The sequence below is a fragment of the Paenibacillus sp. AGC31 genome (assembly GCF_057334655.1).
Window position 1 is genome coordinate 96580 of record NZ_JBHFJH010000026.1, and the last position, 25107, is coordinate 121686.

Annotated in this window: 23 protein-coding genes; 7 read left to right on the top strand and 16 right to left on the bottom strand. The window is 46.0% G+C overall.

The window, feature by feature from the left end; genetic code table 11:
• Window positions 1-25 precede the first annotated feature (25 nt).
• A complete protein-coding gene (rlmD, locus tag ACE04G_RS11565) occupies window positions 26-1636 on the bottom strand; it encodes a 23S rRNA (uracil(1939)-C(5))-methyltransferase RlmD (RefSeq protein WP_221818732.1) in 1611 nt (536 codons plus the stop codon).
• A gap of 623 nt (window positions 1637-2259) precedes the next feature.
• Window positions 2260-3141, bottom strand: a complete 882-nt coding sequence (locus tag ACE04G_RS11570; protein ID WP_017690659.1) for a diacylglycerol kinase — start codon at window positions 3139-3141, stop codon at window positions 2260-2262.
• Between the two features lie 524 nt (window positions 3142-3665).
• On the opposite strand from ACE04G_RS11570, the gene ACE04G_RS11575 reads away from it, so the two are divergent.
• Window positions 3666-4382, top strand: coding sequence for an NPP1 family protein (locus ACE04G_RS11575; RefSeq protein WP_221818731.1), 717 nt, complete (start codon window positions 3666-3668; stop codon window positions 4380-4382).
• A gap of 187 nt (window positions 4383-4569) precedes the next feature.
• Here the strand turns inward: ACE04G_RS11575 and ACE04G_RS11580 are convergent, their stop codons facing one another.
• Both ACE04G_RS11580 and ACE04G_RS11585 read right to left on the bottom strand, forming a co-directional pair.
• Window positions 4570-4986 (bottom strand): DUF4395 domain-containing protein, encoded by a 417-nt coding sequence (locus ACE04G_RS11580; protein ID WP_221818730.1) that lies wholly within the window; start codon window positions 4984-4986, stop codon window positions 4570-4572.
• 71 nt (window positions 4987-5057) lie between these two features.
• Window positions 5058-5984, bottom strand: a complete 927-nt coding sequence (locus ACE04G_RS11585) for a ketopantoate reductase family protein (protein WP_449003609.1) — start codon at window positions 5982-5984, stop codon at window positions 5058-5060.
• Between the two features lie 168 nt (window positions 5985-6152).
• On the opposite strand from ACE04G_RS11585, the gene ACE04G_RS11590 reads away from it, so the two are divergent.
• Window positions 6153-6722, top strand: a complete 570-nt coding sequence (locus ACE04G_RS11590) for a TetR/AcrR family transcriptional regulator (protein ID WP_449003610.1) — start codon at window positions 6153-6155, stop codon at window positions 6720-6722.
• 145 nt (window positions 6723-6867) lie between these two features.
• Here the strand turns inward: ACE04G_RS11590 and ACE04G_RS11595 are convergent, their stop codons facing one another.
• A complete protein-coding gene (locus tag ACE04G_RS11595) occupies window positions 6868-7653 on the bottom strand; it encodes a sirohydrochlorin chelatase (RefSeq protein ID WP_449003611.1) in 786 nt (261 codons plus the stop codon).
• Between the two features lies 1 nt (window position 7654).
• The gene (locus ACE04G_RS11600; protein ID WP_017690665.1) at window positions 7655-7945 is read right to left on the bottom strand and encodes a YerC/YecD family TrpR-related protein; all 291 of its coding nucleotides are present in this window, start codon (window positions 7943-7945) and stop codon (window positions 7655-7657) included.
• A gap of 454 nt (window positions 7946-8399) precedes the next feature.
• Between ACE04G_RS11600 and ACE04G_RS11605 the strand changes: the two genes are divergently transcribed.
• Window positions 8400-9035, top strand: coding sequence for a hypothetical protein (locus tag ACE04G_RS11605; protein ID WP_486094455.1), 636 nt, complete (start codon window positions 8400-8402; stop codon window positions 9033-9035).
• Between the two features lie 133 nt (window positions 9036-9168).
• A complete protein-coding gene (locus ACE04G_RS11610) occupies window positions 9169-10257 on the top strand; it encodes a DNA alkylation repair protein (protein WP_449003613.1) in 1089 nt (362 codons plus the stop codon).
• A 393-nt stretch (window positions 10258-10650) separates the two neighbouring features.
• On the opposite strand, the gene ACE04G_RS11615 is transcribed toward ACE04G_RS11610, so the two are convergent.
• From ACE04G_RS11615 to ACE04G_RS11635, 5 genes are all read right to left on the bottom strand, one after another.
• Window positions 10651-11112 (bottom strand): DIP1984 family protein, encoded by a 462-nt coding sequence (locus tag ACE04G_RS11615; protein ID WP_339181898.1) that lies wholly within the window; start codon window positions 11110-11112, stop codon window positions 10651-10653.
• 128 nt (window positions 11113-11240) lie between these two features.
• The gene (corA, locus tag ACE04G_RS11620) at window positions 11241-12200 is read right to left on the bottom strand and encodes a magnesium/cobalt transporter CorA (protein WP_036668386.1); all 960 of its coding nucleotides are present in this window, start codon (window positions 12198-12200) and stop codon (window positions 11241-11243) included.
• A 349-nt stretch (window positions 12201-12549) separates the two neighbouring features.
• A complete protein-coding gene (locus ACE04G_RS11625; protein WP_036668387.1) occupies window positions 12550-13539 on the bottom strand; it encodes an inorganic phosphate transporter in 990 nt (329 codons plus the stop codon).
• A 14-nt stretch (window positions 13540-13553) separates the two neighbouring features.
• Window positions 13554-14171: a DUF47 domain-containing protein gene (locus ACE04G_RS11630; protein ID WP_221818723.1), complete on the bottom strand. Its 618-nt coding sequence runs from the start codon at window positions 14169-14171 to the stop codon at window positions 13554-13556.
• Window positions 14172-14488: 317 nt separating this feature from the next.
• The gene (locus tag ACE04G_RS11635; protein WP_221818722.1) at window positions 14489-15565 is read right to left on the bottom strand and encodes a DUF3048 domain-containing protein; all 1077 of its coding nucleotides are present in this window, start codon (window positions 15563-15565) and stop codon (window positions 14489-14491) included.
• Between the two features lie 340 nt (window positions 15566-15905).
• Here ACE04G_RS11635 and ACE04G_RS11640 point away from each other — a divergent pair, with 340 nt between their 5' ends.
• Both ACE04G_RS11640 and ACE04G_RS11645 read left to right on the top strand, forming a co-directional pair.
• A complete protein-coding gene (locus tag ACE04G_RS11640) occupies window positions 15906-16448 on the top strand; it encodes a DoxX family protein (protein ID WP_036606056.1) in 543 nt (180 codons plus the stop codon).
• A gap of 155 nt (window positions 16449-16603) precedes the next feature.
• Window positions 16604-16816, top strand: a complete 213-nt coding sequence (locus tag ACE04G_RS11645; protein WP_017690673.1) for a hypothetical protein — start codon at window positions 16604-16606, stop codon at window positions 16814-16816.
• 169 nt (window positions 16817-16985) lie between these two features.
• Here the strand turns inward: ACE04G_RS11645 and ACE04G_RS11650 are convergent, their stop codons facing one another.
• From ACE04G_RS11650 to ACE04G_RS11660, 3 genes are all read right to left on the bottom strand, one after another.
• Window positions 16986-17771 (bottom strand): DODA-type extradiol aromatic ring-opening family dioxygenase, encoded by a 786-nt coding sequence (locus ACE04G_RS11650; RefSeq protein WP_017690674.1) that lies wholly within the window; start codon window positions 17769-17771, stop codon window positions 16986-16988.
• 102 nt (window positions 17772-17873) lie between these two features.
• Window positions 17874-18704, bottom strand: coding sequence for an alpha/beta hydrolase (locus tag ACE04G_RS11655; RefSeq protein ID WP_036606057.1), 831 nt, complete (start codon window positions 18702-18704; stop codon window positions 17874-17876).
• Between the two features lie 252 nt (window positions 18705-18956).
• The gene (locus ACE04G_RS11660; protein WP_047840502.1) at window positions 18957-19190 is read right to left on the bottom strand and encodes a hypothetical protein; all 234 of its coding nucleotides are present in this window, start codon (window positions 19188-19190) and stop codon (window positions 18957-18959) included.
• 412 nt (window positions 19191-19602) lie between these two features.
• On the opposite strand from ACE04G_RS11660, the gene ACE04G_RS11665 reads away from it, so the two are divergent.
• Window positions 19603-20415, top strand: coding sequence for a DUF1129 family protein (locus tag ACE04G_RS11665; protein ID WP_221818721.1), 813 nt, complete (start codon window positions 19603-19605; stop codon window positions 20413-20415).
• Between the two features lie 27 nt (window positions 20416-20442).
• On the opposite strand, the gene ACE04G_RS11670 is transcribed toward ACE04G_RS11665, so the two are convergent.
• Together ACE04G_RS11670 and ACE04G_RS11675 are read right to left on the bottom strand one after the other, a co-directional pair.
• Entirely contained in the window at window positions 20443-21348 is a 906-nt protein-coding gene (locus ACE04G_RS11670) for an AraC family transcriptional regulator (RefSeq protein WP_221818720.1), read from the bottom strand.
• Between the two features lie 285 nt (window positions 21349-21633).
• Window positions 21634-24792, bottom strand: a complete 3159-nt coding sequence (locus tag ACE04G_RS11675; protein WP_339306807.1) for a stalk domain-containing protein — start codon at window positions 24790-24792, stop codon at window positions 21634-21636.
• Between the last annotated feature and the right edge of the window lie 315 nt (window positions 24793-25107).

Consider the following 25107-nt stretch of genomic DNA (forward strand, 5'->3'; position numbering starts at 1 on the left):
TAAACTCTTAAGCTTAGTTGCTTCTCTACAACTTACCCTTATATACCAACATCGCTACACTCTCCACATGCACCGTGTGTGGGAACATGTCCACCGGCGTTACCTCAACCGTCCGATATCCGCCATCCTCCAGCACACGCAAATCACGCGCCAGCGTACTTGGATTACAACTCACGTACACAACTCGCTCCGGCTTCATCTCCAGGATCGTTTCCAGCAAACGTGGGTCACAGCCCTTCCGCGGTGGATCGACGACGATAACATCAGCTTCAATACCTTGTTCTTTCCAGCGTGGAATAACGTCCTCTGAGGCTCCAACTTCGAACTTCACGTTACGCATCTCGTTCAAGAGCGCATTGCTGCGAGCATCCTCAATTGCTTCGGGCACGATCTCAACACCATACACCTGATCCGCATGTTGCGCGAGGAAAAGAGAGATCGTTCCGATGCCGCAATAGGCATCAATTACCGTCTCTTTGCCGCTCAGTCCTGCGTACTCTACCGTTTTCCCATACAGTACTTCCGTCTGCAACGGATTCACTTGATAGAACGAACGCGCCGAAATGGCAAACTGCACATCACCGATATAATCATAAATTACATCACGGCCCCACAGTACGCGGGTCTCATCGCCAAAGATGACGTTCGTCTGTTTTTTGTTCACGTTCTGGCAGATGCTCGCCACATGCGGAATCGCTTCACGGATACTGCCAATCCATTCGTCTTTGTACGGTATGTCTCGACCATTCGTAACCAGAACAAGCATCATCTCACCTGTACGGAACGCCTTCTTCACGACCACGTGACGCAACAAGCCGCGACCTGTCTCTTCGTTATAGGCACTAATTCCAAAATGACTGCCGATCTCCTTCACCTTCGCAACCACTTCATCATTATGTTCGTGCTGAATGAGACAAGTCTCCATGTCAATGATCCGGTGGCTTCCTTTAGCGTAAAATCCACCCACCAAGCCGCCCTCGGTCACGCCAATTGGCACCTGTGCCTTGTTCCGATAGCGCCATGGCTCGTCCATACCCATCGTAGGCAGTACACGAATGCCCTGCTCCGTATCTTCTGCATCCTCCACCATCACGTTCAACTTGCCAATCCGCTGCAAATTATCTACTACCAACTGGCGTTTCCACGCAAGCTGTCCGGCATAACTCATATGCTGGATCTGGCAGCCGCCGCACTGATCGTAGATTGGGCAAGGTGCGGACACACGATCCGGGCTTGCTTTCACGATCTCCAGCAGTTTGGCGTAGCCATACTGCTTCTTGGTCTTCATCACGCGCACACGCACGGTTTCACCTGGAAGCGCACCCTGCACAAAGAGCGTGTATCCATTCGCACGACCTACACCCTCACCGTCATGGTTCATGCCAATGATGTCGATGACGGTCTCTTCATTTTTACTAACGGGCAGTCCTTCGATTGGTGCAGATTCACGCGCTCTCCCCTTTGGACGAACGGCAGAAAGAGATGCGCCTTGTGGCCGCACCTCTTTTCCCTGCTGACGCGTAGATGGACGAGATGATTGACTTGGCTGACGGGACGCTGAAGCGTTCCCTTGCCCCTGAGAGGCAGCCCAATTCCGGCGGTTTTTTCCACGACCGCTACGGTTCGTATTAGACAACGTACATTCACTTCTTTCTTCTTATATAATACCCTGCCTGTACAGGCGAGGGAGAAATCTCTATTTCATTTTGTTCCCGATTCTAAAGAACCTGACACACCTTATTCACATCAAAAATAACGTTCCGAATTTCTAATGAACTTCAGAAACGTTATATAAAGTTCGGATCGTGTTTTCCGACCTTTTTCGGTCATTTTCTCCAAAATAACAATGCTGAGATTCGTTAGATTCGCAGATTCGGCGATTTCGCCACATTAAGGCTTTCTGAGTTCGTTAGCCGCCAGCCGGCACTCGACCAAACTGTTATATTCAGCACGGTGTACCACATCGCAGTACCATCGAACAAGAATAGCGCTTTTAACCTTCAATGTTCAATATTCACCTGTTCGCTGTTCACGTTCACTCAATTACCACAATGTGCCTTGCTGTAACAGCTCAACGCATGGTGACCACATGAGATTATACGCGATCCCACCGTACACAGCAACTGGAAAAACTACTTCCATCTCGCCTTACGGCAGAGCTGAATCCAACACTCCTGATCACTTGTGCGGTGCTGTGCAACGACTACTATGGCATCACTGTTTTCCCCAAGCGACCACATTCTGCGCCAAGTGCCAAGTTTAACGATACAACATCAGATGATGACGCAAATTTGTAAACGTAGCTGGCAATGTGCCACCCAACTCTCCATCGAGGTTCAATTGGACATATCCCGGTGACGTAACTTCCATATGACTCGTCTGGAAATGAACCACTTTCTTGTCGTTCAGATGCTCCCCACGCAGCGCGAGCGTTACGAGGCGGATCATATCGGCCAGATTACACTTGCGGACTCCGATCACATCGAACAGACCATCATCAATGGTTGCACCTGGAGCCAACTTCTCAAATCCCCCGACCGAATTGGTATTGGCGATGAGGAATAACATGAATTCATCATGGATTTCTTCCTGACCGTCAGCACGAATAATCAGCTCCTGTGGAGACAGACTCGCCATTTTCTCAATACCCTTCATATAATAGGCCAGTTGCCCAATCATCGTTTTCAGACGACTCGGTACCTCATAGGTCAGTTCAGTCAGTGATCCACCGCCGGCGATGTTGATAAAATATTTATCATTCGCTTTGCCCAGATCTAATGGACGAAGCTGCTGGTTAATGACCAGATCCACGTAGTCTTCCCACTGTCTCGGAATGCCTAGAGCACGCGCAAAATCATTCGTCGTTCCCAAAGGAAACACACCCAGCGGAGGACGGTTCTCCCGCTCAGCCATACCGTTAATCACTTCATACAACGTGCCATCGCCACCAGCAGCAATAATCATGTCATATCCGCGCTCAATTGCTAGTTCAGCTTCCCGGGTTGCGTCACCTTCACCCGTTGTTGCGTGACATGAAGCTTCAATACCACCTTGATCCAAACGCTGCAAAATATCAGCCAGACGTTTCTTCATTTCTTCCCGGCCTGAGGTCGGATTATATATTAAGCGAGCTTTTTTCATCTCATACGCCACCTATTCCACATTATCCATGAGTCTAAACGACCTCATATTCTTACGTTGCATCAGTCCACAAAAGGGCATATTTTTTACACAATAATGAAATTGTGTTCATTCTGCTCTAATCTTTCGTCTTACCTATATCTATGCATCAGGAATTCCGTCTCATTCCAAAGCCTTTAACTCCTATCATATCATCAAATGTAAAGATGTCCTAGCCTGTAATCCATAAGTATATTTTTTCATATAGGTACCTACTAATCCATCCATTACCCAATAAACCTCACGCACCGCTCCTGAATCTTCCCCACTACCTTTTATGTAAAATAGTCTCATTAATCAACCATTCTGCCCGCTCGGACAGGAATTAGTCTTCGATTTCGATGATCTTCATATGATTATGACATAGATATGCTACAAATTTACAAATCTTAAGATAAAAAGATAAATAACATAAACCTTTTTCCAATATAGTTTTAGTGCACCTCAACTTAGCACCATATCATACCCTTGAAGGAGAATTGTAAATGAAAAAAATCGTGTTAATGCTCATGGTTTCGCTTATGGCCTGTATTCCTTGGGTCACCGTTGTTGAAGCAGCAGAAATTAATCATGATCAGGTTGTCGGATTTCAGGAAGTCTCACCAGTCACCGTGACACAACAAGCGGCCAAGCGTTTTCAGCCGTTTTTGAAGGTCTATCATGGTTGTGTACCTTTTCCCGCAGTGGATCAACAGGGCAATACCAGCGCTGGCTTGAATACGTCCGGGTCATCGAATGGGAACTGTAGCTCAAATACAGGGCAGATCTACTCCCGCTCCGCATGGCACAATGGGGTGTGGGCTATCATGTATTCGTGGTATTTCCCCAAAGACTCCCCTTCCTCTGGACTCGGCCATCGTCATGATTGGGAAGGAATCGTCGTGTGGGTCGATAATCCGGCAGCTGCCAATCCACAAATCCTCTCCATCGCCTATTCCGGTCACGGCCAGTTTACCAAAGTTACACCGAGCAATAACAATACACAAGGTAACCATCCGTTGATTTCCTATAATAGTACATGGCCGCTAAACCATGAGCTTGGCGTTACTAATGCTGTTGGCGGAACTCAGCCTTTAATCGGATGGGATGACCTGACTCCAGCAGCCCGTAATGCGCTCAACACCACGGACTTTGGCAGTGCCAACGTGCCTATGAACGATAACAATTTCACGAACAATTTGAACAAGGCCTGGTTTAGATAAAAAAAGAAAATCCTCTTCGAGTGAACAGTTCACTTGAGGGGGATTTCATTATAATGCGATCGTATTCCGATCGCCATATAGGTCCAGCTAAAAGCTTCCCGCCAGAAAGCTCCTCGGATCATGACTCGTCTTTATCCTTACTCGAAGAATAAGTTATTCTGTCATCGTATCGCTCTTCAGCCAACCCTCAAAACCCGATTTTTCTGCCTGCACGCAGCTGTTTATACCAGAAATAGACGGTGCAGCCTACACAATAACCCAGCAGGGCCGCACTTGCAGCCGCGAGAAGCATGACGGAGAATACATACCCTGCGCCTACCCAGCCAAGCGAGAACGAGATGAGTGCCAGAGACAGGAAGAGTACAGCCAGAATATTGTTGAATCGCTGCAGCTCCACCGCCTGCGTCTCTGTCCCTTGACCAGTCAGCACGACTTTGCCAATTTGCACAAACAGATTCAATTTGCCACTGGAAACCAGCCCCACCACCTGAATGATCCACAGCAAGCCCAGAACTACCAGCGGATTAAACACAAACGAGAGTAAAACAAACAATACAATACCGACCTGATTCGCTTTCACATAGCGCATAGGTACTTCCCGCATCTGTATATCTCCTTATCCCCATTTTATTAGTTGGTTTTATTGTAGTCGGTATGCAGGGAATGAGCAATACATCATTTAAGGGGAGTAAAATCTCTTTTCAGCACGTCCCAATGGGGAGTCGGGACGCCTGTTGTCTTTTTCCAATCGGTAAATGCATTATTTAACGCCTCAATCTCTCCAAAAGAACCCGCAATCAGCTTATGAATTGGAAGCACACTATAGATCTTCAACAGAAGGTGCAACATCCGTTGATGCTTGCGAATCATTTTAGCCTGAATCTCCGGTATAATCGTTATGCCCATAGCCTCAAGCACGCTAAAGCCCTCATCCATCGCCCTAATCATATGTTGGATTTGCTTTCTGTTCCCGTCCAACTTGATCAACTCACGCTTCTCATTAAAGCTCACCGCATTAAGCATCAGAATGGGGATGATATGACTTTTCAGCCAGGCATCAATATCGCTCAGGACATTTAACTTGTATTTCACATGTTGGAAAGCTTGATCCAGCAAAGGTTTGAAGCCTATCTCACCGTCCAGACTGCCAATCACCATTTGTCCGCTCCCTCCACCGATGGATAACATGCGGTCCTTTTCACGCTTCCCTCCACTCACATGGAATCCGAATGCGACCTGTTTTCCCATCGGACTATGCTCTTCCAGATAGGTCTGCATGCTTCGTGCATCTGCGTTGTTTCCTACAATCACAATATTGCTGCTCTGATTATCTGCCAGAATAGGTAACACGGAAGGAAAATCGTTATATTTCATGACAACAAAAATCAGATCATATTGGTCATCCACCTCCAACGTTCTGGCTACCCGAACCGGATCAACTGTCGTTTTGAATTGGAAAACATGCCGGATAACGATTCCATCCTTCTCCAGCTCCTCTGCCCGCTTCCCTCTAGCCAGAATAGTGACATCATTGCCACCACGCACCAGAACTTGCGCCAGTTGACTGCCCAAAACACCTGCACCATACACTAATATCTTCATTGGATATCCCTCTATTTCATATTTTATCAATATTCGTTGCTTTATGAACATTTGTTGATAAAATAAGAGTAACAAAGCACCTACTGTGCTTCAATCGTTAAAATATCCGTTTTTGTTGAATAATCAACGAATGATACCTTATTGTTGAAAACCATCATAGGAGGGGCCATGGACAGACGAGTACTCAAGACACGAAAGGCCATAATTGATGCTTTTATGGGGTTACTGGAGGAACAGGATTTTGAGCAAATTACGATAAACGATATTGCTGATCGGGCTAATGTAAACCGAGGAACCATCTATTTGCATTACGCTGACAAGTTCGACCTGTTGGATCAATGCATTGAGACCTATTTGCAGCAGTTGTTGGATGCCTGTATGATCGAAAGCTCTACTACAACACCCGTTACGGCCAAGGATGCCCTGCTCAGAACTTTCCGTTATCTGGAACAGCATGCCTCTACCTATACCACACTTCTAACCAAAAAAGGTATTCCAGCATTCCGTAGTAAGTTGATGACATTGTTGGTCCAGGGAGTGGAGGAACAGATGGATGCCTGTGGCATCCAGGAAGGTATGAAAAAAGAGATCACCATACAGTTTCTTGCTTCCGCTGCTGTGGGCCTCCTGGAGTGGTGGATTATGAATTCCATGCCTTATCCGGCCGAGGAGATCGTTGACCAATTAATAAGTTTACTGGAGCTACATCTGCAATTGCACGCACCCATTAATGGATAGCCCAATTTCTTTCAAGTGATCTACAACAAACAAAAACCACGTCCTTCGACGTGGTTTAATTGTTTATGAAGCTATGGAGTTCAAATCAATTGATGCGACATTACTGCCGGCGATGTGATTTCACACCTATGCCAAAGCAATCACTTCAAGAAGAAGCTTTAACTTCATTACATCTCTCCAGCAAAATCTGGATTTGGCGCTCCAGCCACTGCACAAGCAATGGATGTGGCAACAGTGTCTCACCGCTGTACACATAATTCAGTTCCTGCAGCCGATCCGGAATAACCTTCCTCGTGAAATAACCGGCACTCAAAAACAGCGGCGCCACAATGACTCGGTTCCCCCGCTCTTCGCTCCAGTACTTCACTTTGTCGTACACACTCTCCGGATTCAGCAATGCATAATCTGTATGGGCTACACCACTAACTTCCTGTACACGCTCTGCAAGGGAAGAAATTCCGGCTTCCCAACGCTCGCGAAAACCATCATGAATACTACCATGGCCTACCAGCAGAATCGTTTCTTCCTCCGGTTGCTGCGACAGTAATCGGACTTTGTCCCACACCATCACGGCAATATCCGGATCGCTATCCATTGGATAACCGAAGTGAACCCGAGCCTTCACATCGAACGGTTCAAGATCTGTTTCCCGTTCCGGTGCTTCCTTCGCACCAATCGCAAATTCTATTTCATCCACATGTGTACTACCGGACGAAACGAACAGAGGTACAACCAGAATATCCGTTACGCCTTGCGCTTCCAGTCGGTCGATACCGTCCTGGATCAGGCGTCCTTCCACAAGTTCAAGAAATCCAGCTTCAACCGGCAACGGACTTGGCAGATTCAACCGGGAGATCGCGTCATCGACGGATTCCACCCAGGTCTGCTCCTGAGAACCGTGACTGATGATGAGTACACCCGGCTTCTTCATATTAACGTCCCAGGCGTTCCAGCGTCATTTTATAACCATCATTGCCGTAATTCAGGCAGCGTTTCACACGTGAAATCGTGGCTGTACTCGCGCCTGTCTCTGCTTCAATCTGGTTATACGTATTGCCTTTACCCAACATACGAGCCACTTCCAGCCGCTGGGACATGGATTGGATCTCGTTTACCGTGCAGAGGTCATCAAAGAAAACATAACACTCTTCAATATCTTTTAGAGTCAAAATAGCCTCAAATAGTTGTTCAATGCTTTTATCATTTAGCTTTTTCAGCTGCATTTCATCATCATCCCCTAGCGGTTACTGTGTACCTACATTGTACTCACCCTGAGTTGGTATTTCAAGCGTTACCGATTTCACGCACTACAGAATAAAAATACATGTTACCGCTTACAAAAGGTACTATTGTCCTCCCCTCGCGTACATCGGACGAATTTACCGCGCTATTTCCCAGTTTTCACCTGTATATATCCGATTACTTATGTAGGATTTCAATCCTCCTAAATGTTACAACTTTGTGTCTGAACTGCATTTTACTCTTCGGGAACCTGACATCATACATGCGCCCAAATCCGCAAATATCCCGTTTTCCGGGATACCCGCCTACGCCGTCTCTCCGCGAATGACATACAGTATAACAAAAGGGAGTTCCACAAGGGTCTATGATGTATATCTGTCATGCAACTCATGGAACGCAATTCCGAAATCCAACATAGAAGGAACGTGATCGTTCATGCCACAGCATTATTATCACCGCCAACCAGCACCAAGGCAGCGTCCGTCTTCTCATGCTCATAGGCAGGCGCATACTTCTGCCTATATGCCGCCCGGTGTGGTTCCACGGTCTTTGAATGAAACCCAGATCCAACCGATGTACCCTGGCGTAGAACCACACTACCCGGGCTTTGGTGAAGTCGAAGCATCTGCAATCGTACCGTATGGGCAAGGTGTGGCTGGCGGGAACTTTTATGGAGGTGCAGCTCAGGTTGTTCCCCCAGCTCCGGTAACGGCGCCTACTACTGGCAGTTCCGGCTTTTCATTAGCCAACATCGGTGAGTTAAAAGGAATGATCGACCGCTTTGGCGGTATTGATGGAATCATGAGTGGAATAGGCAAAATGCAGAAGGTTGTTGGTGGGATCCAGCAGATGGCTCCGATGATGAAACTCGTTATGGGCATTCTGCCTTTTGGAAAAGGAAAAACGAATAAAAGTGCAGCTGATGCAGACTATGAAGAATATACGCCGCCCCGGAAACGCAAAAGTAAACGCCGGAACAAAGCAACGAATGTTCCACGTCGCCGCAATACAACTCCAATCCGCCGCAAATCCAATTCCACGAAGCGCCGTCCCAAAAGTCGCAAAGGTTAAAAAAATTCAGGCACCCCCTTACAGAAGGCGGGTGCCTTAACACCGTTCATCCTTATACAAATAAAGTTTAGGAACTTACGTTCTTATTTCTGTAATTTGAGGTATACTGGATAGTAACTAAAGGAGGCGGACCATGGAACTTATCAAAGACAAATACACTCCCGCATTAATCGATCGGACCGGCGAACAGTTGCGCCAATTCTACCCGAAGCTGGATACACAGCAATTTCATGAATTGGTTTTCGCTGAAGGCTGGGAACAGTTGGAATTCAAAGCGCGCATTCGCAGAATCACATTGGCTTTGACCCAGGTACTGCCGGACAATTATGAGGAAGCATTACATATTATCGAACAAGCCGCCCCGACGATGAGAGGCGTTGAATATCTGTTTGTACCGGATTTTATTGAACTGAACGGACTTGACCCAGAGAATTACGAGTTATCCATGAAGTATCTGACCCTCTTCACACCTTATTCCAGCTCGGAGTTCGCGGTACGCCCGTTTATTGAACATTATCCAATCCAAACGATGAAACATATGATGACCTGGGCAGAGAGCAACAACGAGCACATCCGCAGACTTGCCAGTGAGGGCAGCCGGCCACGGTTGCCCTGGGGTGCCAAACTCCAGAGCTTTATCACTGATCCAACACCTGTACTTCCGATTCTCCATGCATTGAAACAGGACGAGTCCCTCTATGTTCGCAAGAGTGTCGCCAATCATCTGAATGACATCTCCAAGGACCATCCTGAACTGGTTATGGATCTGGCCACGACCTGGTATGGACAACATGTACACACAGACTGGATTGTCCGGCATGCCAGCAGGTCATTACTGAAGAAAGGACATAGTAAAGCACTAAGTCTTTTTGGTTATAACGAGCAGGATTCGATTCACATTGAGCAGCTTCAGCTTGTCCAGGATACGATTAGCATTGGCGAGGATCTTCACTTTTCGTTTGATGTCGTTAATGAGAGCGGCGAGTCACAGATGCTGCGAATTGAATATGAGATGGGTTATATGAAGGCAAACGGCAAGCAGGCTCCCAAACGATTCAAATGCTCCGATAAAATGTACCCGACAGGCAGAACCAAGGTAGCCACTAAACAATCGTTCAAAATCATTACAACAAGAAAATATTATGCTGGACTACATACACTAACGATTGTTGTGAATGGTAAAGAGGCAGCAACGACTTCTTTTGTTCTTGAAGTGGAGTAACAGGAAGACATCATAAGTTATACACAGTTCGTTTCAGCAAAAACTTATTCACATGTGGATACTTTTTTTTCAAAACTTCTAATAGAAGAATCAGAAAGGCCACCTGGCAAGCATCATCTCCCGACAGTTATTTCTGCCCGAGATCATGGCCCAGTGGCCTTCTTCATATGTAGTTCAACTGCAAATCCCCTTACCCACCCTCACCGCTATCCAAAGACCTGCATATGGTCGTAACAATTAGAAAGATACACGATACATCCATGCTGCGCATTCTTGTAACAATATTGGGCTAAATGATGATGTGGGTTAGACATGGCCCAGCGTCTACCAGGTTTCCAACTTCCCGTTGGTGGGTTATGCTCGCTTCATTTGGATAGGGTTACCGACGCAGTTTTATTCCTCGATTAAGTCTATGGTCCAGTTCTTCTCCTGAATTTTAAAATCCAGTTCCCGGTAGGATTTCGAAAGACTATCCACTTTATGTTGAATATCTGCTATGTTCACGGTTCGCTCATACTTCACTTCAGAACGACTGTACCGATCCTGGCGAATGGACGCATTCTGCAAAACTTCGTTAAACGATGCTCTTTCTTGCATGATTCCATCCCGCTCTGCAAGGGCATCTGCAAGCGTAACTCCAGCTGTGAAGTCAGTCTGTGCATTGGTCTTATTAATTTTCTTAACCAATACCGTCAGGTTCCTGATCGTATTCTCCAGGTCGATCATAAGCAACTGCGGGTCCTCTGCTGGCTGTTCACCTTCCTGAACTTTAACTACGCGTTCCAGACGTTGCTTGAGTTGAGCTATCTTCTTCTGCTCATCTGCTCGCAGTACAAGAGCCTCTGCCAATCTCATCGTATCCCATCCTTCCACAATGATATGTATGGATAATTCATTCAGAATCTATTCACATATCGTTATATTTTACCTGTGGATACACGTTATTACAAGTTCATGTTACTAACATCTGATTACACTTGTTCCTACTTAAACCAGCCCCGTTTTACAAACCAGGCCACCATGCTCCCGCCAAGCACAAACATTAACAGCAGCACCGCACCATACCCAAACTTCCATTGAAGCTCAGGCATATAGGCAAAGTTCATGCCATAAATACCCGCGATCAGTGTGAGTGGCATAAATACGGTCGTAATCACCGTGAGTGTCTTCATGATCTGATTCATCCGGTTGGAGTTCAGGGAAATATAACTGTCGCGCAGGTCAGCGGTCATCTCCCGATCAGCTTCAATCATATCCGTCAGCTTCAATAAATGGTCATAGATATCGGTAAAATAAGCCGTATGTTCACCTGTTCGCTGTACATGCTGGGAATTGACCACCCGATAGAGCAGATCCCGCATCGGTACTACCGTTCGTCTCAGCTTCAGCAATCGAGTCCGCAGATCAAACACCTGGTTCATCAAGTCTTCAACTGACTCCTGTCCACCCCGGTTCTCCAGTTCAGCCAGTTCATCCTCAATCGCAAATAAAGACGGAAAATAATGATCGACCAGCTTGTCCATCACCGTATAGGCTGCTGCCACCGGACCTCGCGCCCAGATGGTTCGTTCATGTGCATGGTGCAACAAGCGCTCCCACGCTTCATCCACTTCCTCCAATACGCCATGATGAAAAGACACTAGGAAGTTTGATCCGAGAAACAAGTCAACCTCCTCGGCTTCCAGTGTGGACGGGTTCAATGCATGGAGCACAAGAAACTGCAGATTATCATAATAATCAAGCTTAGGCCGCTGCAATACATGCAGACAGTCCTCAATAGCTAAAGGGTGAAAATGAAAATATGTATCCAGCAAACGGCTTTCCTCTTCCGTTGGCTGGTTAAAATCGGCCCATACCCAGGCGTAATCGTTCAGATCCAGCTGTGTAAGTGGTACGTTAACGGAGACTTGATGTTCTCGTGTAATGGCGAGTGTACGAATCATAAATTAGACCACGTCCTTGTCCTGTATCTTTACGTCATTGTACAACTTTAACCATAGGTACGTCTCCCACGTGTCCAAAATATCCACAGACGCATTCAAACTCGACAACAAAAAAAGCCAACCCTGTTGGCTTCTCTCATTTCCCTATCCACAGTTCCCTGTATCCACAGGAATATCTTCTTTTGGTTTATCATTCCACGGATGGCTATCCACATATCCAGCCTGTCCACACGTTCATGCACAGGCGTCTCTTGATTTTGGTTGTATATTTATCCACATATCCCGATATTCACACAGTTATGAACAGATTGTCTGGTAACTCCGAATTTGTTCGGGATAACTTCTCTTTTTAGAAAATAATCCAGTACAATAATCCTGCCAGTGCCCCAGTAATCGGAATCGTAATGAACCACGTAATAATAATACGTCCAGCAAGTCCCCATTTCACCGCAGAGAAACGTTTCGCGGAGCCCACACCCAGAATAGCTGATGTGATCGCGTGCGTTGTACTAACTGGAAGGTGAAGCAACGTTGCTGTGAAAATAACGGATGCAGCTGACAGATCCGCGGCAAAACCGTTGATCGGTTCAATTTTAAAGATTTTGGTACCCATCGTTTTGATGATTTTCCAACCACCAATGGATGTACCCAGAGCCATCGCAGTTGCTGCTGAGATTTTAACCCACAGCGGAACATCCAGATTATCCTGCACACCTGCTGCAACCAGAGCAAACGTAATAATCCCCATCGCTTTCTGTGCATCATTCGTACCATGCGTGAATGCTTGCAGTGCTGCCGTGAAAATCTGTACCGTACGGAAACCTTTGTTCACGTTATGCGGACTGCGTTTGGCAAAAATATATTTGAGAATCGTCATGACCACATAACCTATCGCAAATGCGATCAGAGGTGATAATAACAAACCACCGACGATATCAATGAATCCGCTCCATTTCACTTTATCAGATCCTGCGCCAACGAGTACGGCACCTGCAAGGGCTCCAATAAGTGCATGTGAGGATGAGGACGGAATACCGAACCACCATGTAACCAGGTTCCAGATAATCGCTGATATCAAGGTGACTATGACGACCTCTATCCCGTTATCCAGCGTGGTGGGGTCGGTCACACTCCCCCCAATCGTCTTCGCAACACCTGTGAACATCATCGCACCGACAAAGTTCATCACCGCTGCCATAAGAATAGCTCGACGTGGCGTCAGCGCTCGGGTTGAGACCGAAGTCGCAATGGCATTGGCCGTGTCGTGAAAACCGTTGATGAAGTCAAACGCCAGTGCAAGGAAGACGACTATACCTAATACCCAAATCGTTGTTTCCATTATTCTCTGGCTCCTTAAGAATTACGCATAATGATGGATTCAAGCACATTCGCTACGTCTTCACAAGCATCCGTTGTTGTCTCAAGACGCTCGTAAATTTCCTTACGCTTGATCAGTTCAATCGGATCAGACACGGTAGCGAAGAGATGTTTGATACACATGCGAAGCACTTCGTCGCCCTGGTTTTCCAGATCATTCAAACGAATGGTGTACTCACGAATAGCCAGCAATTTTTTCTGGGACAGCAGATGGATCGCCTTCTGAATTTCGTAAGCCGATTGGCGCAAAATTTCAGAGAACTGAACGATAAATTCATCCGGTTCAGTCAATTGGTACATATAGAAACGGGAAGCCGTTGCTTCGAGTCCGTCCAATACGTCATCAAGTGTTGTTGTCAGCTCCATGATGTCATCGCGTTCGATCGGCGTGATAAATGTTTTGTTGAGTTCTGTAATAATCGTATGCACGAAATCATCACATTTCGACTCGTACTTCTTCATTTCATTAGCGAAAAGAGTCACATCCTGAAGGTTGGAAACATGCTGGGAGAAATAATCCGCCGCTTGAACAACCGTATCTGCCATGTTCTCCAGTGTCTCAAAAAATATATCCTTCTTCTTCTTAAGCTTCATAGCTCTATCCCCTTTACGAGAAAAATTGCTGATAACCGATGAAACATGAAATGACAACCTTTGATATCTTATCATATTTGTTTCATGGTTTGTACAAAAGGTGTGATCCTTTTTTATATTCTTATCACATTAATCTGAAATGAATCTTAATTATTTGGAATAATGGTAAATTCAAGTCAAGATTTTACACTGCGTTTACAATTCGACATCAAAATACAGAATCGACACGATTCTACTTTTCACGATAAGGTAAGTTATAATGCCTTTTTGACAACAAAATGGATACATGTTTCATTGTTTTCTTTCATTACATCCTTTTATTGCTGCACAGCCAGCTTCACGTGACTGGAAAATTCCGGTTGATTGGGAACAATGCTGATAAAGGTTTTACCCGGCACAAGAGCAACTTCATTACCACCCTGAGCAAATCGTATAATATCCCCCTGCTTCTTCACCCACTGCCCACGAATCATCTTGCCCTTCTGAAACAACATGGCTTCCCCGCCCTGTTCCAAATTAACGGACAACCGACCTACACTATCGAGCACCTTGTGATCTGCACCTGCCACAATGATGTTCGCTGCGCCAAGTTGAGTGCCATTATCCAGATCCTGATCTTTCTTGCCATTCACCATTCTCATATATCGTCCGCTAACTTCATCATAATCATACGTCACCCGGTAACTATCCAATAAATAATGGATATCGAATTGCTTCACTGCCTCTCCTGCGGATGTCGCGCCTTCTTCGTTATAGATGTATACGGGAGACTTGAAGTCATGGCTATAACCCTTGATATCTGACCCTTCTCTCAGCTTGTCCGCAGAAGTATACAGATTATGTGGGGCTTTACGATCCGAGGAACGCCAGAAGTAAGGTCCACCATTCGAAATTTCATCCATATGCTGTTTCTGCTGCCTTTGCAAAATGGAATACGCATCCGGACTGCCTCCAGCGTGAACAAGTACCCCATCATAACTCTCGCCCAGCTCAATCAGATATGGACGTATACTGCGGACAGGTCCAACCGTCTCCGCACCGCCTTCACTCTGGAAGATGGCTATGAAACGGGTAATGCCTCCCTCAGCGAGGACTTCAAGAATGATATCGGCTGAACTAAGACCCGATTGGGGCCGAGCTGCTGGTGCATTATTAATCATTACGGCGAGTGGTCGACGCGTAATCGCTTCATCTACAGGCAGACCCGTCAGAGGTGCTGTATAAAGAGACGTGTTGGATTCCTCCACATTCTGTTCTTCTTGTACAGGGGCAAGTGTCGGTTCTGGCTGAAGTGGCATCGGGGTCGCCTCCTGGTTTTGGCAGGCAACAAGACTCAATGAGAGAATAAAGAGAGATGCAGCCGATGCTGCTTTGTTCCATTTAAAAAGCTTCAATATAGGACCTCCTGAACGATATGGCCTGGTTCTAAGTTGTGATATATGTCTCATGTAGGCAACCATTTCACGTATTTCTTTCCATTTAATCACACCCCATCCGATTTGTCTGCGCCCAGAAGGCCTTGATACAGCGTGTAATTCATATTTGAAACAGCATATCGCGAGAAAAATATGTCCTAAATGTGAACTCCTCAAACCTTACTTAAAATTTGAACTAGATTGTGATTTTAATCACAAACAAAACGACTTTTGAACTATACAATAAAGACATCAAAGGTGATCACTTAGAAAAAGAAAAAAAACAACACACACTAAATTCCATGAAGGAGTGGTTCATATGTTCAGCACAAACCAATGGCTTAGAGAAAACAAAGTAGCAATGTGGATTTTGACAGTACTTCGGGTGTATATCGGTTATGATTGGATGACTCATGGATGGAGCAAATTAACTGGCGGATTCCAAGCTGGCGGGTTCTTGGCCGGTGCGGTAGAAAAAGCAACAGGTGATCACCCGGCTGTCCAAGCTTGGTGGGCAACGTTCCTTGAGAAATTCGCAGTACCAAACGCAGGACTGTTCGACTTCGTTATCCCATTGGGTGAATTCCTTGTAGGTTTGGGTCTCATCCTCGGCTGCTTCACAACACTGGCTGCCCTGATGGCTATGGTCATGAACTTCGCGTTCCTCTTCTCGGGAACAGTAAGCACGAATGCTCAACTGGTTGTAATGGAAATCTTCCTTGTCGTTGCTGGTGCAAATGCAGGTAAAATTGGTCTGGATCACTGGGTACTGCCTTACCTTCGCGGATTGTTCACTCGTAACAACAAAGGAAATCTTCCTAAAGACACACCAACGATTAGCCCTACTCAAAAAACAGCTTAAGCAATCATTCATAGCATTCTCGGCCCTGCTCCCAATCCCCCTGGAGAGCAGGGCTTTTTACTTTTCAAAATCAGCCCGAATGCCTGACTGACTTGCCCATCCACAGAAAATCGTATTATGATGAAATAAAGTTGAACTTCAAAGGAGTACAGGATATGCCGACCCAGCGACGTCTCGAGACCGATGCGGACTTCCAGGAAGCCATGAATATGAAGTATAAGGTTCGAGTTTTTAAAGATAATCACCAGATTGACTCCGGTGGCATCATTATCCGTTTTGACAGCAACACCGTAGTGGTACAATCCAGTGTCAGTGAGCTCGCTTATCATTCGCGTACAGACTGTGAATTGTTCGAAATCCGCAAATAAAGATCTATTGCATGAATAAGTCCTTGTATTGAAAAAAGGTTACTGTAGCCCATCAAGGGTGTACAGTAACCTTCTTTTTTGTTTATATATTGTAATTGTATGCATTAATACACGTTATTCGTACGAAACTGGCTTCAAGCACCATAATCAGGCTGTTGTCTGTTCCAAGTTACACGCCGTCTCCAAACTGCCAGCAGTTCAAACTGAGCGTTCCATAAGGGTAAGACTGGAATAGACGCTTCGCTGATCGGGACATATCCGCTGTACCCATGGCGTAGAACAAAGGTGCAATGTGTTCTGTACCATACGACGGAACCGCCGTACGTGCATGAGGGGCTTTTTTCTCATATTGAAACAGTTCTCTTGTGTTCCACTGCTGCAAGCGCTCCCCGATCCAGTTATCAAACTCCACCGCCCACTCTTGCGGTTCATCCGTATTGCCCAGCAATCGCAAATTGTGAACCGTTCCACCGCTGCCAATGATTAACACATCATCATGCCGCAGCTGTTCCAGCATTCGGCCAATATCATACTGTTCCTGCGGCGTACGCAGTGAGTCTACAGATACAGCAATCACAGGAATGTTAGCCTCGGGATACATATGGAGCAACGGTACCCATACGCCATGATCCAGCCCTCGGCCTCGAATCGGCTGATGTGCCAGATTGCTGCGGGTGAACAAAGCACATATCTCGTTTGCTAAATCTGGCTGCCCAGATGCAGGGTATTCCATCGTATACATCGTAGAAGGAAATCCGTAAAAATCATGCAAGGTCTGATGTGTATCATCCATCGTCACGGACGGTTCAGGACAATCCCAATGCGCCGTAAATACGACAATGGCTTTCGGAGCCGGCAGCCTGTCTCCAAGCTGGTTCAAGAAGTGAGTGTAGTCATTGCTCTCCACCGCCAGAGCGGGAGAACCATGCGCAATGAAAAGTGCGGGTAATGTCATTGCTGCCAACCTCCAGACACGGATAGAATGCTTACTCCTCTATTTTACCCTTAAGAAGGCGCTTTTCCAAGCTGACATCCCAAACAGTTGTAATCCTGCCACTTATATCATCCAGTGCTGCCAATCCTGCTCGATCTTCTGACGTTCGCCAAGCCACTCTCTGGTACGCGTAATCAGCTGTTCCCGCTCTTTACCTGAAGAGAAGGTGTGATCGCCCTGGAAGATGATCTCCTTGTCACAGCGGCCCTCTTGGCGCATCCAGAATACCTTTTGATACAGGAATGCGTAGTCTACAGGAATAATCTCATCTGACGTGCCATGCACGACGAGTACATCTCCGCTAAACTTAACTGCTTCCTGGAATGGCTGTTGTTCAGCTAGGGACTCGAAGAACGTCGGTGTGAATTTGTATCCCAGATAATCAGCCGCACCCAGTTTCACGCCTTCATCGTATACTTCCCGTCCCGTAATCTTCACGATATCATTGAATGGATAACCCACGGAGGACCACATCACCAGGTTTTTGACACGTTTGTCACGTACTGCAGTTAGTAATGCAACGGCACCACCCAGACTATGACCAATCAGCGTAACACGCGTAGGATCTACATCACTGCAATTCACCGCGTAATCCAGCACCGATCGGGTCTGCAGCACCATGGACTCCAGTCCTTCCGCTCCGTACTCCCCACTGCTCTCTCCGCAACCGATATAATCGAAACGCAGGACCAGATAACCGTCTTCAGCCAGCTCCCGAGCAGTCTTTACAAACAAACGATCCACGCCGATCCGGCTACCAACAAAGCCGTGGCAGATGACCGCCAGAGGGACCCGTTGCTGGCTCTTCTCCTCCTTGATATCTTTCACAACCGGATAATGAATCGTGGCTGTTAATTCTTCCTGCCCATGACGGATACTGATCTGACGTTCCATACCGATTTCCCCTTTCACGCTTAGCCTGTTGAGCTTCATTTATTAAATATATATAATCCGATAAGTTTAGTGTGCATTAAGATGTTATTCATATATTATCATCCCGTAACCTTCAAGTCAACGTACGTAAGAATCCTTTCTACGTCGACTGTTATTCTACATTTTATCGGTTGATGACCGCAAAAAAATGAGCCACGCTGATAACAGCTGGCCCGGATATCATTTGGAATTCTAACAAGTGTTGCAGGATCGTTATTCGTAGCTTCTACGGAACATCTCGTGGGTCTCCACCCGCCCATTCCACTCATGCTCATGACCCGAATCACTATTGTCCCAGAAACTTCTTCCCTTCAAATTGCCATCTGTCAGTTCTTCTGCATACTCCGTATCCTCCAGGTTCTCTTCAAAGGATACAACTTCGTCCACGACTCCACGGGAGTTGCTGTTCAGTAGCAGCTTCCGCGTCAATTCTGTTTGTTTATCCATAACAAGCACACTCCAATCTTGGATTTCTGTTGGAAATGCTACTATTGTGATGGAATCGGCTGCTCTTTATGCATCCTTCACACAATCGTTAGATCTGGGAGGCGTGAGGGTATTTTTTTACATGAACAGGGGAAAATAAATGAACAAACATAGGTAGCATATGCCTCGGAATCCTTCTGCCGAAAGGAATGAATTCATGGAACATCTACTGGAATGGATTCAACATCACGGTAAACTGGTGCTGTTATGCACCTGTGTTATACTGGCCTGTGTATGGATATGGGTCCACCATGAGCAGCTTTTTTATAAGGAATAACTTTGCGAAACGAGAGCCCTTCCCGTATACTAAAATACCGTCAGGGTCTTCAGACCATTGGAAGATCAGAACGTGTGTAGACAGGGGGAGCAATCATTGGGGATTTCCTATAAGAAGCTTAAAGAAATACAGAATCGGCAAATAACCGAGATGAGTCGAATGACACCTGAACATGTGAAATTGTATGACCAGATCAGCACAATTGCGCGTCATGCGCCAGCGGACGAGAGAACACAGGAAGAGTGGATACTCTCCGCAGGAAAAGCAATCGTACAGGCTCAGCGGGATAACAAACCCGCTCGCGAGTTATACGGACCTGATCTGGAACAAGACATCCATGCACAGCTCGGGATAACAAATAAAGCACCGGAGAAGACGGCTGCCGTTGAGCTGGGTAAATCCAGCCCAACTCGTGGTAATAGTCCAACAGCTTCATCGAAAAAGAAAGCCAACGCTGTAGAACCACAGCCAACCGAGAATCCAGAGCCTGTGAAACGGACACCAAAGTGGTATGCCATGATCGCTTGGGCGGCTTTGTCTTTTGTCATGTTGATTCAAGGATGTGTGGGATTGTTCGTGGGTTGGACTGGCGGAGATACGGAGCCTTTCCAACACATTAGTCTGTTCTCTCTGATCATTGCGGCAGTTGGAGGGATCGCATTGGTGGAGATGCTTCGCCGTCTTGCTGAGCGACCGGACGATGAAGGAGCGGACAAGAACACCGTACCTAAGGTTAACCTTAAGGGAATCATCATCTACATCGTCATCGTGGTCCTTGTGCTATTTGTAGGGTATCCATTGCGTGATAAATTGCCGGTATTTGCACTGGCTCCGTGGGTGAGTGCGGTGATCGGAGTTGTGGGACTTGCAACGGTAAGGCCTTTATTTGGACAAAAGAAAACTGCATAACACGCTACACGTTATATAAGCGAGGCTTCACGAATTCGTGAGGTCTTTTTCCATTTGGAGCTGATTCCGATGTTTGATTCCTTTGCCCGGTGTCTCTCCAAACTCCCGCTTGAACATCCTGATGAAATAGTTCACTTCCATCCCAACGGTCTCTGCCGCCTCTCGAACACTTGCTCGTGGATGCTTGTCCATCCAGTCCGAAGCCTTCTTTAAACGTAATCTTTGCATATATTGATGTCCTGTCACGCCATAATGCTGGTGAAATAATCGATTGAGATGCTGAACCGAATAACCCACTGCGTCAGCAACATGCTTCAATAACAGATCGTCTTGATAGTGCGTATGCATCAATGCTACTGCTCGGATGAGTGCATCCTTGCTCGGATCAGACTCCCGATTAGAACGTGTTACAGTGCCGTCCTGTGCCATCGATGATCCATCACCGCCAATATCTACAACAGATGGAATTTTCGATTGTGCTATATCCAAAATAAGCTGGTAGATCAGGGTTGATGTGTTCCACATCTCCGTTGCTCCTCGATCCAGCCCATGCCAGAGATTGGTCATCCTTGACCAGATGATTTCAAAACCGGAGATATGGTACGGCTCGTTCTGAATCAAACCCGCGCATTGTAGCACCGATCCAGCCGATGCACCGCCAATACCGATATAACCAAGTTCTCCTTTGGATTTGGAATGAGGCACATACTCATGCGCAACCTCGGGTTCCATGATAAATAACTGCCCTGCTCCCATCGTCCATGCCCCTTTATCCGGAAGCCTGAACTGCCCTTCACCACCATGTGACAAAAACAATTGATACACCGGAAATCCATTCGGTCTATGCAGAACTTTCTCTTCCTGCGTGCCTACACAATACAGGTACAGCGGCAACCGGGAATCCGGCAGGCCGGTCAAACGAAATGCAAGCATTCCATCATTCCTTTCGGCTCATAGGCTTTACATAAGGTAAACTAATGATATTTACACTGGCCACTCCGTTTCGTGTAAATGTTTAGTTCGATCTATATCGCCTATTTACCTTTATTATCCATTATTCGTTCCTTATGTAACAATGGTCTAAGGAACCTTTTTGGCGACAAGATTTTCAAAAAGCAATTTGAAATACTAGCCAGACGATTGTCGTTCATACATAATGAAAACACCCTTTCCGGATGGAAAGGGTGTTCGAGTTTGTTTCAGTGTAAATTTTTACATTCAGCCCTGTGGAGGTGTTTGCCCCTCACTTGAGGCTGGTGGATTGGTAGAAGGCGTCGGCTCCTGTGTTGGCGTAGACTGAGCTTTATCAAGCTTGAATGTATCCGATGGGCCTGAAAGTGTATGTTTATTCGTTGGTGTATTTGCAGCAACTGAAAGAATATACACCTTGTACTCGCCTCCTTCCACCAGATTGGCTCCAGTTGAATCTATAGCTGTTTTCGTTAATGTAACTTCAACCGCTGCAGGATTTCCAATTGGGTAGCTAGTGTTAGAGCTTGCTGTAGTAATATCCAAATTATCTGTTCCTTTAACAATAAAGAGTCGGTATGCAGAAATCCCAGTTTCAGAAGTTGGTTTAGCAAAGCTAAGCTTATAACTTGCCTCGGTTACAGTACTTGTATTTTGAAGACCTGTTATAGTGGCAGTTTGAACCACATTTGCTTGTGCAAAGATATTAAACTCATTGGAAGCAGAAGACAGATTGGAAGCACGTGATGTACTGTCCGAAACGGACAAGACAAACACTCTGTACTTCTGTCCAGCTACAAGGGCACTACCATTAATATCTCGATGTCCACCGTTTAGTACTACCGGACTGCCTGCATTGTTTTTGTTAATTTCAATAAAAGAATTAATTCCAAGAGCAGAACTTGTATTGAATGCACTCACTTGGTTAGCAGGCACAATCAGGATACGATAATTGGAGATATTGGTCTCGTTAGTTGCCTTATTGAAGGTTATTGTTACATCCGAAGGCGTTCCAGACTGTCCTTGATCTTTAACGGTTGCATTCACATTACTCGCCACTGCTACAGCGGAATTTGAAGTTAATGTGATTACACTGGAGGCTGACGATAATGCATTTGCCAAAGATGTATTATTATTCACAGCCATCACGTAAACGCGATAGCCTACATCATTACGGATCAAGTCACCATCCACTGTTCTCGAACCAGATAAAGTAATCGTCTGGTTGCTTCCAGTTCTACTTACATACGTATAATTTGAGCTATTCACTGTATTGGCTACGTTCAGATTGAAGCTGCCTGCATTTGCATTTTTCACTACAAACACCCGATAATGATTCACATTTGTCTCATCTGCGGATTTAGTGAACGTCACACGCAGATCACGTCCATCTCCAGTATCCCCAATATCACTTGCAACCACATTGCTCGGAGCTGTTACAGCCGCGTTTGCCGACAATGTAATTTGGGAAGAGTAACCAGACAAAGCATTCTGACTGGAGTTTCCGTTGTTGTTCACCGACAGAACGAATACCCGATAAGCAACATTATTGCTAATGGTATAACCATTGGTATCTACCGCATAGTTTGGAAGCGTAACGGACAGGTTACCACCCGTTTTGTTCACCTGCGTATAGTTGTTTGACGCATTAGCTGCGCTTAGTGTGAAGCTGCCCACATTAGCGGAACGAACTACATATACTCGGTAGGCAGAGATTCTGGATTCATCCGCAGCTTTGTTGAAAGACACCCGCAGATCACGCCCATCACCGTAGTCACTAATATCCGCAACAGACAGGTTGCTAATAACTCCCGCGTTACCGGTCGTTGTCAGTCTCAGAGCTGTGGAGGAAGCTGACAGCGCATTGGTGTATCCATTTTGCTGATTGCCCACCGCCATCACAAAGATGCGATAATCTTGCAGATTCGTTACGTTATAACCACTTGTGTCCTTCATGGATGAAGGCAAAGTCGTTGTAATGTTGTTACCTGTTTTATTCACCGTATAGTACAGACTGGAGGACAGGTTGCTTGCCGTTGTCAGATTAAAGCTGCTGGCAACCGAGTTGCGCACCACAAAGACGCGATAATTCGCCACCTTGGACTCATCTGATGAACGGTTGAAGCTCACCTGAATATCACGACCATCTCCATAATCCGAGTTATCCTTCACCTGCGTAATTACTGGAGAGGTTGCTGTGTTCACGGACAGCGTAAGTGAAGATGTTGCTGCGGACAGCTTGCTGTCTGTTGTTGTATTAGTGCTTACCGACAAGATGTAAACTACATATGCTGTACCGCTTTTGATCAATTCGCCGGACGTATCCCGTGTCGAAGAAGTCAACTGGCTTTTCACTGCGGTACTGTTTCCTTTGTATATGATCGTGGAGTTTGCACTGGACACTTTGTTCGCTGCAGCCAGATTAAATGCAGAAGAGTCCTTCGCTTTAACAACAAAAGCACGATAATACGTAATATTCGATGTTGTGTTCGGCTGCGTGAAGTTAATCTCCAGATCGCGGCCATCGCCATAGTCACTAATATCTGCGGCACGCAGACTTGTAACCGCCTGTACTGTGGATTTCACATTATTGAGCTTCAATGCTTGGGAAGACCAGTTCAATGCATTTTTATAATTATTGCTGCTGTTTCCAACAGTCAGTACATACAGGCGATACGTTTCATTGCTGTTAAGCAAATCCCCGTTTACGTCACGCGTCTGTGCATTAAGTGTCAGTTTCGGGTTGCTGCCATTTGGTGTAACCGATGTATAGTTCGCAGAAGGTACGGCAGACGCTGCCGACTCCGTAAAGCTATTCACATCGCGAGTTTTCACCAGCATAATTCGGTAAGCAGATACAGCCTTCTCTGAAGTTGGACGTGTGAAGCTCACGGTCAGGTCACGACCATCTCCATTACTTCCAGATACCGAACCATAGATGTTCCATGCAGCATATTGTGTCTCATCCACTGGAGGCGTCGCGGTTGTCTTGATATCTACACGCTGATTACGCGAGTTCCAGAATACTTTCTCTCCAAAAGCTTCACTGACAAAACGAATTGGAACCATCGTGTTGCCCTTAATCGTGTTCGCAGGTACATCCAGCGAGATCGCTTCTCCGTTGATGTATGCCGTTTTGGAACCAAGTTTCAAAGTAACTTCCTGATCATCACGAGTTGCAACAATCGTTTTGGTTCTGTTGGTGTACGATACCTTCGCGTCCAATCCTTCAAAAATCGACCGAAGTGGAACCAGTACACGTCCACCTTTCATGACAGGTGCCTGAGCAGATGATAACTCTGCATCATTAATATATATACTGATTCTCGCAGCTGCATCCATAACCGACGTTGGAAGTGCGGACATCAGCATGGCCGATACAGCCAGCGCTGACATTACCTTCTTCACTTGTTTTCCTCCCGCTTTCCTCATGTCCCATATCCCCATTCTCGCAATTAGTTAACATCGAAATAGATTCGCTGTTCTTTTCATTAATTCCTGTATTTACCTATGCACAACTAAGACGTTCCGATCGGCTCAAAAGTTTCCAGTTGTACAAAAAATATTTTCTCAGAAGTCTTCCTCTATCTTCCACCCTCCAAAAGTTAAAAATAACAGAAGAATTTGTCACCATTCCGCAACCACATCCTGCACCAATTGGGTTAATGTATAGTGACTAGTGAACAACGCCTATCATTTTCTCAACTACGGGAGGTTCATATC

Coding starts and splice junctions, on each gene's coding strand:
- corA (WP_036668386.1), bottom strand. CDS start 12,200: ATGATTCGTACACTCGCCATTACACGAGAACATCAAGTCTCCGTTAAC.
- ACE04G_RS11615 (WP_339181898.1), bottom strand. CDS start 11,112: ATGAGATTGGCAGAGGCTCTTGTACTGCGAGCAGATGAGCAGAAGAAG.
- ACE04G_RS11650 (WP_017690674.1), bottom strand. CDS start 17,771: ATGACATTACCCGCACTTTTCATTGCGCATGGTTCTCCCGCTCTGGCG.
- ACE04G_RS11570 (WP_017690659.1), bottom strand. CDS start 3,141: ATGAAAAAAGCTCGCTTAATATATAATCCGACCTCAGGCCGGGAAGAA.
- ACE04G_RS11600 (WP_017690665.1), bottom strand. CDS start 7,945: ATGCAGCTGAAAAAGCTAAATGATAAAAGCATTGAACAACTATTTGAG.
- ACE04G_RS11660 (WP_047840502.1), bottom strand. CDS start 19,190: ATGGATAAACAAACAGAATTGACGCGGAAGCTGCTACTGAACAGCAAC.
- ACE04G_RS11585 (WP_449003609.1), bottom strand. CDS start 5,984: ATGAAGATATTAGTGTATGGTGCAGGTGTTTTGGGCAGTCAACTGGCG.
- ACE04G_RS11590 (WP_449003610.1), top strand. CDS start 6,153: ATGGACAGACGAGTACTCAAGACACGAAAGGCCATAATTGATGCTTTT.
- ACE04G_RS11575 (WP_221818731.1), top strand. CDS start 3,666: ATGAAAAAAATCGTGTTAATGCTCATGGTTTCGCTTATGGCCTGTATT.
- ACE04G_RS11670 (WP_221818720.1), bottom strand. CDS start 21,348: ATGCTTGCATTTCGTTTGACCGGCCTGCCGGATTCCCGGTTGCCGCTG.
- ACE04G_RS11580 (WP_221818730.1), bottom strand. CDS start 4,986: ATGCGGGAAGTACCTATGCGCTATGTGAAAGCGAATCAGGTCGGTATT.
- ACE04G_RS11645 (WP_017690673.1), top strand. CDS start 16,604: ATGCCGACCCAGCGACGTCTCGAGACCGATGCGGACTTCCAGGAAGCC.
- ACE04G_RS11625 (WP_036668387.1), bottom strand. CDS start 13,539: ATGGAAACAACGATTTGGGTATTAGGTATAGTCGTCTTCCTTGCACTG.
- ACE04G_RS11605 (WP_486094455.1), top strand. CDS start 8,400: ATGCCACAGCATTATTATCACCGCCAACCAGCACCAAGGCAGCGTCCG.
- ACE04G_RS11630 (WP_221818723.1), bottom strand. CDS start 14,171: ATGAAGCTTAAGAAGAAGAAGGATATATTTTTTGAGACACTGGAGAAC.
- ACE04G_RS11640 (WP_036606056.1), top strand. CDS start 15,906: ATGTTCAGCACAAACCAATGGCTTAGAGAAAACAAAGTAGCAATGTGG.
- ACE04G_RS11610 (WP_449003613.1), top strand. CDS start 9,169: ATGGAACTTATCAAAGACAAATACACTCCCGCATTAATCGATCGGACC.
- ACE04G_RS11595 (WP_449003611.1), bottom strand. CDS start 7,653: ATGAAGAAGCCGGGTGTACTCATCATCAGTCACGGTTCTCAGGAGCAG.
- ACE04G_RS11655 (WP_036606057.1), bottom strand. CDS start 18,704: ATGGAACGTCAGATCAGTATCCGTCATGGGCAGGAAGAATTAACAGCC.